Below are 13,608 nucleotides of genomic sequence, written 5' to 3'. Positions count from 1 at the left end.
GGCCGGTGTGCCGGGTTTTTTGTGCATGGCGGTGGACCGCGTCAGGCCTTATCGCGAGCAGGCTCGCTCCCACACTGACTTCATGAGCGCTGTAGATCCCTTGTGGGAGCGAGCCTGCTCGCGATGAGGGCCGACGCATCACCGCTGTTTCCTGTCAAACCCCCACCACCCGAGCCACCACCGGCCGCCGCTCCAGATTCAGCGCCAACACACTGACCAGCACCACCGTCGCCCCCACCACGATCATCACCGTCGGCCGCTCACCCAACGCAAACGACGCCATCACCATCGCCGTCGGCGGCACCAGATACAACGTCATCGTCGCCCGGCTCAGGTCAACGTGAGCCAGCACAAACGCCCAGGCCAGATAAGCCAGTGCACTCGGAAACACGCTCAGCGCCACCACTGCCCATTGCACATGAGCCGGCGCGCCGAGCACTTGTTCCGTCAGCCCCGGAAGGTACACCAGCAACAGCGCCGTCCCCGACCACACCGTGTAGCAAACCAGCGTCAGCCCGTCGTAGCGCCCGGAATGGTGTTTCTGCAATGCGAAATAAAAACTCCAGGACACCGCCGCCAGCAGGATCAACAAGCCATGGGCATCGATGCTGCCCACCCCGCGATCACCGGCGACCACAATCACCACGCCGATCAGCCCCAGCAAAACGCAGCCCCAGCGCCAGGCGCTGACCTGATCCTTGAACACAAAGCGCGCCAGCAGCGTGCTGAACAGCGGCGTGGTCTGCGCCAGCACGCTGGACGCGCCGGCGCTGACCCCTTGCTGGCCGAAATTGATCGCCACGTGATGCAGGCTCACGGCAAAAAAACCGAGGCCGAACAACAGCGGCAGGTCGCGAAGCCTGGGCAGGCTGATGCCTTTGACCAGCGCCACCAGCGCCATGAACGCCGACGCCAGCAGAAACCGCAGCAAGGCCAGATGCCCAGGGTCGTACGCCTGCAAACCGATATGAATGCCGGTCGGGGAGTAACCCCAGCACGCCACGACAAACGCCATGGCCAGAATGATTTTGAGCGGAGAGGCGGCAGTCGGAAGCGCTTGCATGGTCGGGCACCTGTGGTCGTATGCCCCGAGTATCAGAATCCGGACTGTTCGCCACAACTGACTTATACTGCGGTAACCGTTCACTTTTGGTGATGTATGGAGCTGGCTCAGATTCGCATGTTCAAGACCGTTGCCGACGTCGGCAGCATTGCCCGCGCGGCCGAGTTGCTGCACTGCGTGCCGTCGAATGTCACGGCGCGGATCAAGGCGCTGGAAGCCGAGTTGGGCGTGGCGCTGTTTCTGCGAGAGGGCCGGGGGTTGCGCATCAGTCCGTCGGGGCAGACGTTCCTGGCGTATGCCTCGAAAATCCTGGCGCTCACGGCTGAGGCCAAGCGCGCAGTCGACCCTGCCGCCGAGCCGTCCGGCCCGCTGCGCATCGGCGCCATTGAATCGTCGGCTACCGGGCGCTTGCCGCGTTTGCTCGCCAAGTTCCACAAGCGCTATCCGGCGGTGGCGCTGGAGCTGACCACCGGCACCTGGGGCCAGTTGCTCGACGACACGGCCAGCCACCGGCTCGACGGTGCGATCGTCGCGGTGGATGTCGAGCGCTCGCAACTCAAGCGCACGCCGATGTACCGTGAAGAGCTGCTGCTGATTGCCTCGACGTCCCTGGGTCCGGTGCGCGACATCGCCGATTTGCACGACAAGACCGTGTTCATGTGGCCTCAGGGTTGTCCTTATCGTGCGGCGCTGGAACATTGGTTGTTGCGCCAGGGGCTGGCGCTGCCGATTGTCAGCCTGGCCAGTTATGGCGCGATTGTCGGTTGCGTCAGCGCAGGGGCGGGCGTTGCGCTGGTGCCCAAAGGTGTGTTCGATCAATACGCCAGGGGCGCCGGTTGCGCGGGGTATGAATTCCCCGAACTGACCGCCGTCGACAACCTGTTTTACTGGCATGAAAACGCCGGGGTGCACCCGGCGCGAGAGGCGTTTGTGGCGATGTTGCGCGAGGAGTTCGCTTAACAACCCCGCAACATCCCCTGTAGGAGCCGGCTTGCCGGCGATGGCGTCCGCAACGTCGATGCAAATCTTGAGGGCCTCATCGCCGGCAAGCCGGCTCCTACAAGGGATCGCGTTGGTGCGGAAGTTACGCCACGCTCACATCCCGCATCAACAACCCGAACCGCAGATCCACTGCATCCGGAATCGGCAGGTACACCGTGTGCCCGTCTCCGGGCGCGACCTCGATGGGCTCACCCTTGATGTTCTGCAACTGGTGCAAGTCGAAGTGAAAATTGCCCTTGGGCGTCATCAGTTCCATGTGATCGCCCAGGCCAAAACGGTTCTTCACGTTGACCTCCGCCAGCCGGTCACGCCGTTCGCCGGTCAACTCACCGACAAACTGCTGCCGCTCCGACACCGAGCTGCCGTTCTGGTAATTCTGGTATTCGTCATGCACATGCCGACGCAGAAAACCTTCGGTGTAGCCACGTTGGGCGAGGGATTCCAGGTCCGTCATCAAGCTGCGATCAAACGCGCGTCCGGCCACGGCATCATCAATCGCTCGCCGGTAAACCTGTGTGGTTCGCGCGCAGTAGAAGTGGGATTTGGTCCGGCCTTCGATTTTCAGCGAGTGCACGCCCATCTGCGTCAGCCGCTCGACATGCTGCACGGCGCGCAGGTCCTTGGCGTTCATGATGTAGGTGCCGTGCTCGTCCTCGAACGCCGGCATCAGTTCGTCCGGTCGGTTGGCTTCCTGCAACAGGAACACCTGATCGGTGGGCGCGCCAATCCCCAGGGTCGGTTCCGGCTGGAAGGTCTGCACGATCTCGCCGAGCTGGTTTTCCGTGGCTTCCTGCGCGGAATATTTCCAGCGACAGGCATTGGTGCAACTGCCCTGATTGGCGTCGCGCCGGTTCATGTAGCCCGATAACAGGCAGCGACCAGAATAGGCCATGCACAACGCACCGTGAACAAAGACTTCCAGTTCCATGGTCGGGAGGTGCTGGCGGATTTCGCCGATTTCTTCCAGGGACAGTTCCCGCGACAGGATGACCCGGCTCACGCCTTGTTGCTGCCAGAACTCGACACTCGCCCAATTCACCGTGTTGGCCTGCACCGACAGGTGTATCGGCATCTGCGGGAAGTGCCGGCGCACCAGCATGATCAGGCCCGGGTCGGACATGATCAGCGCATCCGGTGCCATCGCGATTACCGGTTCCAGATCCTTGAGGAAGGTTTTCAGCTTGGCGTTGTGCGGGGCGATGTTCACCACCACATAGAAGCGCTTGCCTTGGGATTGCGCCTCGCGAATACCGAGCGCGAGGTTGGCGTGATCGAATTCGTTGTTGCGCACCCGCAGGCTGTAGCGCGGCTGACCGGCGTACACCGCATCGGCGCCGTAGGCAAAGGCATAACGCATGTTTTTCAGGGTGCCGGCGGGGGCAAGCAGTTCGGGCGTGGCAAGGGGCATGGGCGTGTCGATCGCAAAAGCCGGCGAGGGTAATCGGCTGGCCCGCGGCTTTCATTGATCTGGATCTATGCTTGATCAACAAACGGATGGCACTCGTGCGAACCGTGGCGGACTAAGCATCAGGGCGCGACCTGCGTCCCGGCGGACTGACATGGATCGGACATGAACGAAGAGACGGTAAACAACAAATCGCTGGTGATCCTGCTTGGGCTCGTGACCGCTGCATTCATCTGGATTTTGCTGCCGTTCTACGGCGCGGTGTTCTGGGCGGTGATCCTCGGCATTCTCTTCGCACCGATGCAGCGTCGCCTGCAATTGAAGTTCGGCTGGCAGCGCAACCTGACCTCACTGCTGACGCTGAGCATCTGCCTGGTCATTGCGATTCTGCCGGTGATCATCCTGAGCATTTTGCTGGTTCAAGAGGGCGCCACGCTCTACAAGAGCATCGAAAGCGGCGAGCTGGACATCGCCGGGTATGTCACGCATTTCAAGCACAGCCTGCCGCCGTACTTTCAGCATCTGCTCGATCGGGCCGGTATCGGCGAGCTGGATGGCCTGCGCGAGAAAATCATCAAGAGCGCAGTGACGGGCAATGAGTTCGTGGCCACGCAGGTATTCAGTTTCGGTCAGGGCACGTTTGATTTTGTGGTGGGTTTTTTCATCATGCTGTACTTGCTGTTTTTCTTTTTGCGCGACGGTGCAGACCTGGCGCGCAAAGTCCGCGCCGCCGTACCGCTGGAAGAACACCAGAAACGTCGTTTACAGCTCAAATTCAATCGCGTGGTGCGCGCTACAGTGAAAGGCAACCTGGTGGTGGCCATTACGCAAGGCGCGCTGGGCGGTTTGATCTTCTGGTTTCTCGATATTCCCAGTGCGTTGCTCTGGGCGGTGCTGATGGCGTTTCTGTCGCTGTTGCCAGCGGTGGGCGCGGGGATTGTCTGGGCGCCGGTGGCCGCATTTTTCCTGTTCACCGGGGCGATCTGGCAAGGCGTGGTGCTGGGGTTGTTCGGGGTATTCGTGATCGGTCTGGTGGACAACGTGCTGCGCCCGATCCTGGTGGGCAAGGACACGAAGATGCCGGATTACCTGATCCTCATTTCGACCCTGGGCGGCCTGGCGATTTTCGGGCTCAACGGCTTTGTCATCGGGCCTTTGATCGCGGCGCTGTTCATGTCGAGCTGGGCGATTTTCATCGAAACCAAACCGCGGGTGCAGCTGCCTTAGGCGCTGAGTCGGCCGGTGTCGAGGCGTTCCGACAGTGCCTTCGCGGCATTGAGCGATGTGAGTGGACCACTGATGGGTGCACCGTCCTGCACCAGGTACCAACAGGCGAGCAATCCCAGCTCTCGAAGGGGGGCGGGAACAGCGCTGCCGATAACGGACATGATTCGAACCTGGGACATAAGTACCTCCATCAATCTATGGAGCTACCTTACGGACCCGGTGCCTGAACGAGAAATCAACGCTTTCAATAGTCGTCATTGACGCGAGCAGCCCCAAACGACCGTCTGTCAGTCAGTCGACCACCAGATCCAGCATATGGACCACTTCGTGCTCGTTGAGCAGGCCCTTGCGTACCAGGTGTTCGGCCAGCAGCGAGAGGAACTTGGCGCTGCGATGGCCTTCCAGGTGCTTGAGTTCGGTCAGGGCGCTATACACCTTGCTGGAAGTGCACAGGCTGAGATCGCGGTGCGGGTTTTGCGTCGGCATGACGTCGTCCTTGTTGTTATCAACCTGTTGTGAGCGGACAGAGCCGAGCTTGCGGACCTGTCATGACATAAATATGACCGTTTCCACCAAAACAGAGGAAAGGGTGCTTTGAGTCAATCTTGCCCACTTGGGCCGTCGGGACTGTCCCGATAGCGACCTTGACGCGATTTATCCAGACCTTCGCCGACGAACGGGCATAAAAAAGCCCCGCTTTATAAGCGGGGCTTGATGAGCCTGTTACCAGCGGCCGTAACCGTGGGGAGGGCCGTAATAGCCGCGAGGCGGGCCGTAATAACCACGGGGTGGACCGTAGTAGACCGGCGCCGGCGGGGCGTAATAGACCGGTTGTTGCACGTAGACCGGTGCCGGCTGGTAATAAACCGGTGGCGGTTGTTGCACGTACACCGGCTGCGGCTGCGCGTACACCGGTTGCTGGACGTAGACCGGCCGGTTGCTGTTGATGATGGCCGAACCGACGATGGCTGAACCAACGATCGCGCCAAATACCGCTGGACCTTGCCAACCGCCACCGCCATGCGCTTCTGCCTGCCCTGCGATAGCAAGAGCACCGATCAGCAAGGCAACTGTGGGGATTTTACGGATCATGATAATTCCTCGGTTCTTCAACCCGGCGCTTGCGTCTGCAATAGACCCAAGGATTGTCGCGGGGATACAGCTAAGACAGCGAATTTCGGAAAATCAGCACAGCCGTTGGGTAAATTTTGTGTAAGGTCTGTACCGGCTTCCTTACCGTCGTGCGCTGCCACGGGCAGGCACATCAATATGATCGATCAGAACGCGCTGGAATGGCTAATCCCGTCCATCTGAAAGTGCTGTCGAAGGAGATATTTCATGCAGATGAACCCTAACAAAGACACCCAGCTGTGCATGTCCCTGTCGGGGCGTCCGGGGAACTTTGGCCTGCGATTTCACAATCATCTGTACGAACAGCTGGGCCTGAATTTCTACTACAAGGCATTCCGCAGCCAGGACCTGACCGGTGCCGTCGGCGGCATCCGCGCCTTGGGCATTCGCGGTTGTGGCGTGTCGATGCCATTCAAGGAAGCTTGCATCGCCCTGGTCGATGAACTGGACGCCTCCGCCGCCGCCATTCAGTCGATCAATACCATCGTCAACACTGACGGCCACCTCAAGGCCTACAACACCGATTACATCGCCATCGCTCAACTGCTGGAAACCCATCAGGTACCCAAGGAGTCGACCTTTGCCTTACGTGGCAGCGGTGGCATGGCCAAGGCCGTGGCCAGCGCCCTGCGCGATGGCGGTTACAAAAACGGTTTGATCGTTGCCCGCAACGAGCGTGCTGGGCGGGCCCTGGCTGAATCGCTGGGTTATGAGTGGCAAGCTGAACTGGGCGCGCGGCGCCCGCAGATGCTGATCAACGTGACTCCGATCGGCATGACCGGCGGGGCTGAGGCTGATCAATTGGCTTTCGATGCCGAGGTTATCGCAGCGGCAGAGACGGTCTTTGATGTGGTGGCTATTCCCTCGGAAACACCGCTGATCGTGCGCGGTCGTGCTGAAGGCAAGCGGGTGATCACCGGGCTAGAAGTGATTGCGATCCAGGCGTTGGAGCAGTTTGTGCTGTACACCGGCGTGCGGCCGACGCAGGAGCAGTTTCAGAAAGCGGTGGAGTTTGCCCGGAGCTGAGCATTTCAGGTAATTGGGTGACTGATCCGGCCTCTTCGCGAGCAGGCTCGCTCCTACAGTAGATCGGGAGGGCACACGAGTCCTTTGTAGGAGCGAGCCTGCTCGCGAAAGCTATTTCCAGATCGACGATTATGTTGGCCATTGAATCGCCTTCGCGGGCAAGCCTGGTTATTCGAGGCGTGCCAGGCGCTCTTCCAGCGCTGCAATCCGCGCTTCGAGTTCTTCGATGCGCTCCACCGACACACCACTTCCACCACCACGCTCCACCGGATTCTGCCGCGCCGCGAGAATCGCTTCGATATCCGCCGGATCGCCCAGCGCATGCATGTAGCGATCTTCGCGTTGCCCGGCCTGACGCGGAATCAGCAGCGCCAGCCCGCGAGCAATCAGTCGCTCAAGCTGATGCACCACCTGTTCGGCATCTTCGAATTCATGCATGCGGCCGCTGCGGGTCAGCAGTTCATTGATCGTCTGCGGTCCGCGCAGGAACAGCAGCCCCGTCAGAATCACCTGCGCCGGCACCAGTTCCAGCGCCTTGTCGACCTTGTGCTCCCAGCGGTCGGCGCGGCTGCCCATCACCAGCTTGGTGAACCCGCGGCCTTCGAGGGCGCGCAGGCTCTGGCCGACCTGGCCCTGGGTCAGGTTCATCACCGGTTCGCGGCTGGTTTTCTGGTTGCAGGCAATCACCAGGGCGTTGAGGGTCAGCGGATAGGTTTCCGGGCTGGTGGCCTGTTTCTCGATCAACGAACCCAGAATGCGGATTTCCGTGCTGTTGAGGCGTGGCTCGTCGACGGTGGTTTCTTGCTCAATGCTCATGATGCTGCGTCCTTACCCCGGTTCATATTCTTCTCCAGCTGGCATGCACTTTAGATGGGCGTGCGCCAATGGCAACTGAATTCGTCGCGCCGCTGCGGCAATGGTCATAAAAGCTACATCAATCCATAACGGGATTTTTACAATTTGGCGGGCACCGTATGCATGGCCGCGGGATGACGGTCGCGCCCGGCGTGCGCGGCGTCAGCGCTGGCCTTACTTAAGTGCAACCGGGAGCAAGGCATGACGCTGACGTTGGGATTGACCCGCAATAATGCGCTGATCGGCGCGCACCAGCCATGACCGTACTGGTCACCGGCGCCGCGGGTTTCATCGGTTTTCACACGGTCAAGCGCCTGTGTGAGCAAGGTCTTGAAGTAGTCGGTATCGATAACCTCAACGACTACTACAGCGTTGAGCTCAAACAAGCTCGGCTCAAGGAGCTGCAGGCCTTGCCGGGCTTCGATTTCCGGACGCTGGACATCGTCGACAAACCGGCCTTGATGACGTTGTTCAAGGATCACCGCTTTACCGAGGTTATCCATCTGGCCGCCCAGGCCGGCGTTCGCTATTCGCTGGACAACCCGGACGTGTACGCACAATCGAACCTGACAGGTTTTCTGAATGTACTGGAAGCCTGCCGACACCATCGCCCGGAACACCTGATCTATGCCTCGAGCAGTTCGGTGTACGGCGCCAACAGCAAACTGCCCTTCAGCGTCGAAGACGCCGTCGATCACCCGGTTTCGCTGTACGCCGCGAGCAAGCGCGCCAACGAGCTGATGGCTCACAGCTACTGCCATCTGTACGGGCTCAAGGCCAGCGGCCTGCGGTTTTTTACCGTGTACGGCCCCTGGGGACGTCCCGACATGGCGCTGTTCAAGTTCACCGACGCGATCCTCAACGACCGCCCCATCGACCTCTACAACCAGGGCCAGATGTCGCGGGATTTCACCTACATCGATGACATCGTCGAAAGCATTGTCCGCCTGCGTTCACGCCCGCCGTTGCCGGAGAGCGTCGGGGAGGGCGTCAACCGGATTTTCAATATCGGCCGTGGCACACCGGTGGCGCTGCTGGATTTCGTCGACTGCCTGGAGGCGGCGCTGGACCGGCCGGCCCGGCGCAACCTGATGCCGATGCAGGCGGGGGATGTGCACAGGACCTGGGCGGACGTGTCGGCGTTGGCGCAGTGGGTCGATTTCCGCCCGCAGGTGACGGTCGAGGCCGGCGTCGGGCAATTCGTGAAGTGGTACCGGCACTTTTATCAACGCTGAAGCGTTGCTCTTCGATCATAAAAATTCAGGAAAACAGAGACCTTCATGAGCCAGGACTTATTTGTATCCGTGCTGATTCCGGCCAAGAACGAAGCGAGCAATCTCGCCGTGCTGCTGGAGGAAATCCGCGTCGCGCTGGCGGATGAAGCGTATGAAGTCATCGTCGTCGACGACGGCAGCACGGACGCCACGTTGCAGGCATTGCGACAGGCCCGGCAAAACGGCCTGAACACGCTGCGCATCTTGCAGCACGAACGTTCAATAGGGCAGAGCACGTCGCTGTATCACGCCGCGCTCGCTGCCCGCGGCCAATGGCTGGCGACCCTGGACGGTGACGGGCAAAACGATCCGGCGGACATCCCCGGCATGCTGGCGCTGGTGCGCAGCGAGCGGGCCGGTGCTGGCGTGCAATTGGTCGCCGGGCATCGGGTCAACCGCCGTGACACCGCGAGCAAGCGCTGGGCGTCGCGGTTTGCCAACGGCTTGCGTCGACGCATGCTCAGGGACCAGACGCCGGACACCGGCTGCGGGCTGAAACTGATCCAGCGCGCGGCGTTTCTGCGTTTGCCGTACTTCGACCATATGCACCGCTTCATCCCCGCGCTGATCCAGCGCCACAACGGACGCATGCTCACCCATCCGGTCAATCATCGACCGCGCACGGCCGGAGTCTCCAATTACGGCAACCTCGACCGAGCGCTGGTGGGCGTTCTCGACCTGATCGGCGTCTGGTGGCTGATCCGGCGTACGCGCCTCAACACCCAACCGCAGGAGATCGAAGGATGAACCTGTCCCGCGAAACCCTGTGGCTGGTGGTCGGTTTCAGCGGTCAGATCGCCTTCACCGGGCGCTTTGTCCTGCAGTGGCTGTACAGCGAATACAAAAAACGCAGCGTGATTCCGGTGAGCTTCTGGTACCTGAGCATCATCGGCAGTGCGCTGTTGTTCGCTTACGCCATCTATCGGCAGGACCCGGTGTTCATCGCCGGCCAGGCGTTCGGCTCCATCGTTTATTTGCGCAACCTGCAATTGATTGCCCGCAGCAAAACCTTGAAGGACTGACCCATGCGCCGAACCCTTACACCCGGCGTCGAATGCCTGGGGCTGATGCTGCTTGCGCTGCTGCTGGTCGGCGCGGGGCTCGGCTTGCGCCAGCCGCAGAATGTGGACGAGGAACGGTTCCTCGGCGTGGCGCTGGAAATGCTGCACAACGGTTCCTGGTTGATTCCCCATCGCGCGGCGGAGATTTACGGCGATAAACCACCGATATTCATGTGGACCGTGGCGTTTTTCACCTGGCTCACCGGGATGCCCGCCATTGCGCTCTATATTCCCGGGCTGCTGTCCGCCACTTCGGTTACGGCGATGCTCTATGACCTGGGCCGCAGGCTGTGGAATCGACGAACCGGTCGCACTGCCGCGCTGCTGTACCTGGCGACCTATCAGACCTACAGCATTTTGCGCACCGGCCAGATCGACAGCTTTTTGATTCTGTTCACCTCGCTGGGCCTGTACGGCCTGGCCCGACACCTGCTGCTCGGGCCTGCGTGGCGTTGGTTTTACGTGGGGTGCGCGGCCATGGGAATCGGCGTGATCACCAAAGGCGTGGGCTTCGTGCCGGCGCTGATGCTGATCCCGTATGCCTACGCGGTGCGCAAAGGCTGGCCCGGCGTGGTGGCGATGCCGGGCGAAGCGCGCAAATGGTCTGTAGGGATTGTGGTGGTGTTGGGCGCGGTGGCGGTTTGGCTGCTGCCCTTGGCGCTGTCCATCGCGCTGAATGGCGGAGCGGAGGAAATCGCCTACGCCAGGGAAATCCTCCTGCGCCAGACGGCGGGGCGTTATGCGGCCGCCTGGGATCACCGCGAGCCGTTCTGGTATTTCTTCGTCAGCGTGATTCCGCAGTATTGGTTGCCGCTGGTGCTCGCGCTGCCGTGGTTGATCCCTGCCTGGCGTCGGCAATTGCGCAAACGCGATGGTCGAGTGCTGGTGTTGTTGGGGTGGGTGGCGCTGGTGGTGCTGTTTTTCTGCCTGAGCAGCGGCAAGCGCAAGTTGTACATTTATCCGGCGTTGCCGGGGCTGGTGCTGGTCGCCGCGCCGCTGGTGCCTTGGTTGCTCAAGCGCTGGTTCCGTCAACGCCGACGAGGTTGGCGGATTTTTCAGGGCGTGGCGGTGGCCTGGTTCGCGCTGTGGTTTGCCCGCGGATTCATCGAGCCGGTCAAGGATGGGGACAATCCCCACCAGGCGTTGATGGTTCAAGCGGCGGCGATGACCCAGGGCGCCGACCTGGTGCTGGTCGACTGGCGCGAGGGCCATTGGTTGTTCGCCCGACAGCCGATCGTGCACTTTGGAATGGCCGGCTCCACGGTCGAGCAGGCGGCGCAGTGGTTGCGCGAACACCCTCAGGCGTACGCGTTGGTGCCGGATGAGCTGCTCGGCCGGTGTTTCAATCCGCAGGCCGCCCGTGAGCTGGGCGACACCTCGCGGGCGCAATGGTCGATCGTCGGTGCCGACGCCGACAATGGCCAATGTCACCCTGGGCCGCCGGGCCATATCTATCGCTTCACCTGGGACCGCGCATCGCTATAATCGACCCCACGTTTCACTCCTGTCATCACACGAGACTGCCATGACCATTTCCCTGTACGACGCTTCCGTTCCGGTTTTCAAACAATTGCTCACTGCCCTGAGCGACGTTCTGAAAAAGGCCGAAGCCCACGCCACCGCCAAGAACATCGACCCGAACGCCTTCCTGCAAGCCCGTCTGTACCCGGACATGTTCCCGCTGGTGCGTCAGGTGCAGATCGCCGTTGATTTCGCCAAGGGTGTTTCTTCGCGTCTGGCCGAAGTCGAAGTGCCGAAGTACGAAGACACCGAAACCACCTTCGCCGAGCTGCAAGCACTGCTGACCAAGGTCCTGGCCTACATCGGCGAGATCAAGCCCGAGCAGATCAATGGCAAGGAAGGCATCGAAATCATCACCCGTCCGGGCACGCCGAAAGAGAAGCGCTTCAGCGGCCAGGCTTACCTGCTGAGCTACGGCCTGCCGCAGTTCTTCTTCCACGTCACCACCGCTTACGCGCTGCTGCGTCACAACGGTGTGGAAGTGGGCAAGCGCGATTACATGGGCGCGTTCTAAACCCCCCCGCCGTAAAAAAAGCCCGCCAAGGTTCACGCCTTGGCGGGCTTTTTTTATCCCGCGGATATACGCCAACCCTGTAGGAGCCAGCTTGCTGGCGATAGCGATTTCACCGACGCCATCGCCAGCAAGCCGGCTCCTACAAAATCGCGGGCGTTCCAAAATTTCAGGTTGCCGCAAACCTTGTAGGAGCCAGCTTGCTGGCGATGGCGATTTCACTGACGCCATCGCCACCAAGAACACAACGCCGAGATCGGCAGGTTCGTGCAACCGCATCCAGAAACACTCTGTTAAGATGGCCCATCCTCATTTTCATGTCTGCCAGTGAGCCTTCGGGCTATCGCTGGTGTCGTCGTTTTCTGGAGTTCCGAATGCTGTTTCCCATCCTTCTGTTGTCCGCCGCCGGCTTCACGGTGCTGACCACGGAATTCATCATCGTCGGCCTGTTACCGGCCATCGCCCGGGATCTGGAAGTGACCATCCCCCAGGCCGGTTTGCTGGTGACCTTGTTCGCTTTCACCGTCGCCGCGTTCGGGCCATTCCTCACCGCTTACTTCGCACGCTTCGAACGGCGCAAGCTGTTCATCTCGGTGCTGATCATGTTCGGGCTGGCCAACACCCTCGCGGCGTTCGCGCCGAACATCTGGGTGATGGCCATTGCCCGATTGATCCCCGCACTCGGGCTGCCGGTGTTCTGGGCCCTGGCCAGTGAAACGGCGGTAGATATCGTCGGGCCGGACTACGCCGGGCGCGCCATCGCCAAGATCGGTTTCGGCATTGTCTGCGCCACGGTGTTCGGCATTCCTGTGGGCACGCTGATTTCCGACGCCTTTGGCTGGCGCAGTGCCTTCGCCATTCTGGCGGTGATCGCGTTTGCCAAAGCGCTGCTGCTGTTTGTCTACCTGCCGAAAACCAGCCTGCATCAGCATCAGGTGAGCTTCCGCTCGCAGTTCAAGATCCTGCGCAGCCCGCTGATGCTGGGGCATGTGCTGCTGTCGATCCTGGTGTTCAGCGGCATGTTCACCGCTTACACCTATCTGGCCGACATCCTTGAGCGGCTGGCCGGTTTCAACGGCACCGTGGTCGGCTGGTGCCTGATGGGCTTCGGCGCGGTGGGCCTGATCGGCAACTCGCTGGGCGGTCGTGCGGTGGATCGTCATCCGCTGATCGCGTCGGTGACCTTCTGCGCCTTCATGATTGCCGGCATGGTGACGCTGGTGCCGAACATTCATTCGCCGCTGGGGCTGGCGGCGGCCATGGGCATCTGGGGCGTGACCCAGGCGGCGCTGTTCCTGGTCAGTCATGTGCGCCTGATGAAGGCCGCGCCCGAGGCGCCGGCATTTGCCGCGTCGCTGAACATTGCCGGCGCCAACCTCGGCATCGGCCTCGGGGCCATGGTCGGCGGACGAGTGATCGACAGCGTGGGCCTCGGCGGCCTCGGGTTTGCGGCGGCCGGTTTTATCCTGGTGTCGATCCTGTTGGCCATGGCGCTGATGACCTTCAAACCCCGCGAAATCTGCGCCTGACAG

Annotated in this window: 15 protein-coding genes; 9 read left to right on the top strand and 6 right to left on the bottom strand. The window is 61.2% G+C overall.

Features of this window, described 5'->3' with window-relative positions:
• Positions 1-154: 154 nt before the first annotated feature.
• Positions 155-1,063: a DMT family transporter gene (locus ACF6ZU_RS02985; protein ID WP_392890442.1), complete on the bottom strand. Its 909-nt coding sequence runs from the start codon at positions 1,061-1,063 to the stop codon at positions 155-157.
• 96 nt (positions 1,064-1,159) lie between these two features.
• On the opposite strand from ACF6ZU_RS02985, the gene ACF6ZU_RS02980 reads away from it, so the two are divergent.
• Positions 1,160-2,023 (top strand): LysR substrate-binding domain-containing protein, encoded by an 864-nt coding sequence (locus tag ACF6ZU_RS02980; RefSeq protein ID WP_392890441.1) that lies wholly within the window; start codon positions 1,160-1,162, stop codon positions 2,021-2,023.
• A gap of 124 nt (positions 2,024-2,147) precedes the next feature.
• Here ACF6ZU_RS02980 and yegQ read toward each other — a convergent pair whose 3' ends face one another.
• On the bottom strand, positions 2,148-3,473 hold the full coding sequence (yegQ, locus tag ACF6ZU_RS02975) for a tRNA 5-hydroxyuridine modification protein YegQ (protein WP_392890440.1): 1,326 nt from the start codon (positions 3,471-3,473) through the stop codon (positions 2,148-2,150).
• Positions 3,474-3,635: 162 nt separating this feature from the next.
• Here yegQ and ACF6ZU_RS02970 point away from each other — a divergent pair, with 162 nt between their 5' ends.
• Positions 3,636-4,697 (top strand): AI-2E family transporter, encoded by a 1,062-nt coding sequence (locus tag ACF6ZU_RS02970; RefSeq protein WP_392890439.1) that lies wholly within the window; start codon positions 3,636-3,638, stop codon positions 4,695-4,697.
• On the opposite strand, the gene ACF6ZU_RS02965 is transcribed toward ACF6ZU_RS02970, so the two are convergent.
• The 3 genes from ACF6ZU_RS02965 to ACF6ZU_RS02955 all read right to left on the bottom strand — a co-directional run bounded on the left by ACF6ZU_RS02965 (position 4,694) and on the right by ACF6ZU_RS02955 (position 5,789).
• Positions 4,694-4,876, bottom strand: a complete 183-nt coding sequence (locus tag ACF6ZU_RS02965) for a hypothetical protein (RefSeq protein WP_392890438.1) — start codon at positions 4,874-4,876, stop codon at positions 4,694-4,696. The genes ACF6ZU_RS02970 and ACF6ZU_RS02965 overlap by 4 nt on opposite strands.
• A gap of 112 nt (positions 4,877-4,988) precedes the next feature.
• Complete coding sequence (locus tag ACF6ZU_RS02960) at positions 4,989-5,183, bottom strand: hypothetical protein (protein ID WP_392890437.1); 195 nt, start codon at positions 5,181-5,183, stop codon at positions 4,989-4,991.
• Between the two features lie 237 nt (positions 5,184-5,420).
• Complete coding sequence (locus ACF6ZU_RS02955) at positions 5,421-5,789, bottom strand: hypothetical protein (RefSeq protein ID WP_392890436.1); 369 nt, start codon at positions 5,787-5,789, stop codon at positions 5,421-5,423.
• A 246-nt stretch (positions 5,790-6,035) separates the two neighbouring features.
• Between ACF6ZU_RS02955 and ACF6ZU_RS02950 the strand changes: the two genes are divergently transcribed.
• The gene (locus tag ACF6ZU_RS02950; RefSeq protein ID WP_392890434.1) at positions 6,036-6,854 is read left to right on the top strand and encodes a shikimate 5-dehydrogenase; all 819 of its coding nucleotides are present in this window, start codon (positions 6,036-6,038) and stop codon (positions 6,852-6,854) included.
• A 168-nt stretch (positions 6,855-7,022) separates the two neighbouring features.
• On the opposite strand, the gene ACF6ZU_RS02945 is transcribed toward ACF6ZU_RS02950, so the two are convergent.
• Entirely contained in the window at positions 7,023-7,670 is a 648-nt protein-coding gene (locus ACF6ZU_RS02945) for a YceH family protein (protein ID WP_392890433.1), read from the bottom strand.
• 296 nt (positions 7,671-7,966) lie between these two features.
• Here ACF6ZU_RS02945 and ACF6ZU_RS02940 point away from each other — a divergent pair, with 296 nt between their 5' ends.
• From ACF6ZU_RS02940 to ACF6ZU_RS02915, 6 genes are all read left to right on the top strand, one after another.
• On the top strand, positions 7,967-8,944 hold the full coding sequence (locus tag ACF6ZU_RS02940; protein ID WP_392890432.1) for an NAD-dependent epimerase: 978 nt from the start codon (positions 7,967-7,969) through the stop codon (positions 8,942-8,944).
• Between the two features lie 45 nt (positions 8,945-8,989).
• Positions 8,990-9,730 carry a glycosyltransferase family 2 protein gene (locus tag ACF6ZU_RS02935; RefSeq protein ID WP_392890431.1) on the top strand — a complete coding sequence of 247 codons (741 nt, stop codon included), beginning with the start codon at positions 8,990-8,992 and terminating at the stop codon, positions 9,728-9,730.
• A complete protein-coding gene (locus ACF6ZU_RS02930) occupies positions 9,727-10,005 on the top strand; it encodes a lipid-A-disaccharide synthase N-terminal domain-containing protein (protein WP_192419887.1) in 279 nt (92 codons plus the stop codon). The genes ACF6ZU_RS02935 and ACF6ZU_RS02930 overlap by 4 nt, the downstream gene beginning before the upstream one ends.
• Positions 10,006-10,008: 3 nt before the next feature.
• Positions 10,009-11,529: an ArnT family glycosyltransferase gene (locus ACF6ZU_RS02925; RefSeq protein ID WP_392890430.1), complete on the top strand. Its 1,521-nt coding sequence runs from the start codon at positions 10,009-10,011 to the stop codon at positions 11,527-11,529.
• A gap of 40 nt (positions 11,530-11,569) precedes the next feature.
• Positions 11,570-12,079, top strand: a complete 510-nt coding sequence (locus ACF6ZU_RS02920) for a DUF1993 family protein (protein ID WP_392890429.1) — start codon at positions 11,570-11,572, stop codon at positions 12,077-12,079.
• 371 nt (positions 12,080-12,450) lie between these two features.
• The gene (locus ACF6ZU_RS02915) at positions 12,451-13,605 is read left to right on the top strand and encodes an MFS transporter (protein WP_392890428.1); all 1,155 of its coding nucleotides are present in this window, start codon (positions 12,451-12,453) and stop codon (positions 13,603-13,605) included.
• Positions 13,606-13,608 lie beyond the last annotated feature (3 nt).

The sequence above is a fragment of the Pseudomonas migulae genome, from assembly GCF_043225285.1.
Classification (GTDB): Bacteria; Pseudomonadota; Gammaproteobacteria; order Pseudomonadales; family Pseudomonadaceae; genus Aquipseudomonas; species Aquipseudomonas migulae_C.
The sequence above is the reverse complement of the archived record's forward strand: the minus strand, read 5'-3'. Positions and strand labels throughout refer to the sequence as shown.

What these genes read in the sequence shown, in the direction of transcription:
- ACF6ZU_RS02955 (WP_392890436.1), bottom strand. Translation starts at nt 5,789, where the DNA reads ATGATCCGTAAAATCCCCACAGTTGCCTTGCTGATCGGTGCTCTTGCT.
- ACF6ZU_RS02940 (WP_392890432.1), top strand. Translation starts at nt 7,967, where the DNA reads ATGACCGTACTGGTCACCGGCGCCGCGGGTTTCATCGGTTTTCACACG.
- ACF6ZU_RS02960 (WP_392890437.1), bottom strand. Translation starts at nt 5,183, where the DNA reads ATGCCGACGCAAAACCCGCACCGCGATCTCAGCCTGTGCACTTCCAGC.
- ACF6ZU_RS02970 (WP_392890439.1), top strand. Translation starts at nt 3,636, where the DNA reads ATGAACGAAGAGACGGTAAACAACAAATCGCTGGTGATCCTGCTTGGG.
- ACF6ZU_RS02950 (WP_392890434.1), top strand. Translation starts at nt 6,036, where the DNA reads ATGCAGATGAACCCTAACAAAGACACCCAGCTGTGCATGTCCCTGTCG.
- ACF6ZU_RS02985 (WP_392890442.1), bottom strand. Translation starts at nt 1,063, where the DNA reads ATGCAAGCGCTTCCGACTGCCGCCTCTCCGCTCAAAATCATTCTGGCC.
- ACF6ZU_RS02965 (WP_392890438.1), bottom strand. Translation starts at nt 4,876, where the DNA reads ATGTCCCAGGTTCGAATCATGTCCGTTATCGGCAGCGCTGTTCCCGCC.
- ACF6ZU_RS02920 (WP_392890429.1), top strand. Translation starts at nt 11,570, where the DNA reads ATGACCATTTCCCTGTACGACGCTTCCGTTCCGGTTTTCAAACAATTG.
- ACF6ZU_RS02930 (WP_192419887.1), top strand. Translation starts at nt 9,727, where the DNA reads ATGAACCTGTCCCGCGAAACCCTGTGGCTGGTGGTCGGTTTCAGCGGT.
- ACF6ZU_RS02925 (WP_392890430.1), top strand. Translation starts at nt 10,009, where the DNA reads ATGCGCCGAACCCTTACACCCGGCGTCGAATGCCTGGGGCTGATGCTG.
- ACF6ZU_RS02935 (WP_392890431.1), top strand. Translation starts at nt 8,990, where the DNA reads ATGAGCCAGGACTTATTTGTATCCGTGCTGATTCCGGCCAAGAACGAA.
- ACF6ZU_RS02980 (WP_392890441.1), top strand. Translation starts at nt 1,160, where the DNA reads ATGGAGCTGGCTCAGATTCGCATGTTCAAGACCGTTGCCGACGTCGGC.
- ACF6ZU_RS02945 (WP_392890433.1), bottom strand. Translation starts at nt 7,670, where the DNA reads ATGAGCATTGAGCAAGAAACCACCGTCGACGAGCCACGCCTCAACAGC.
- yegQ (WP_392890440.1), bottom strand. Translation starts at nt 3,473, where the DNA reads ATGCCCCTTGCCACGCCCGAACTGCTTGCCCCCGCCGGCACCCTGAAA.
- ACF6ZU_RS02915 (WP_392890428.1), top strand. Translation starts at nt 12,451, where the DNA reads ATGCTGTTTCCCATCCTTCTGTTGTCCGCCGCCGGCTTCACGGTGCTG.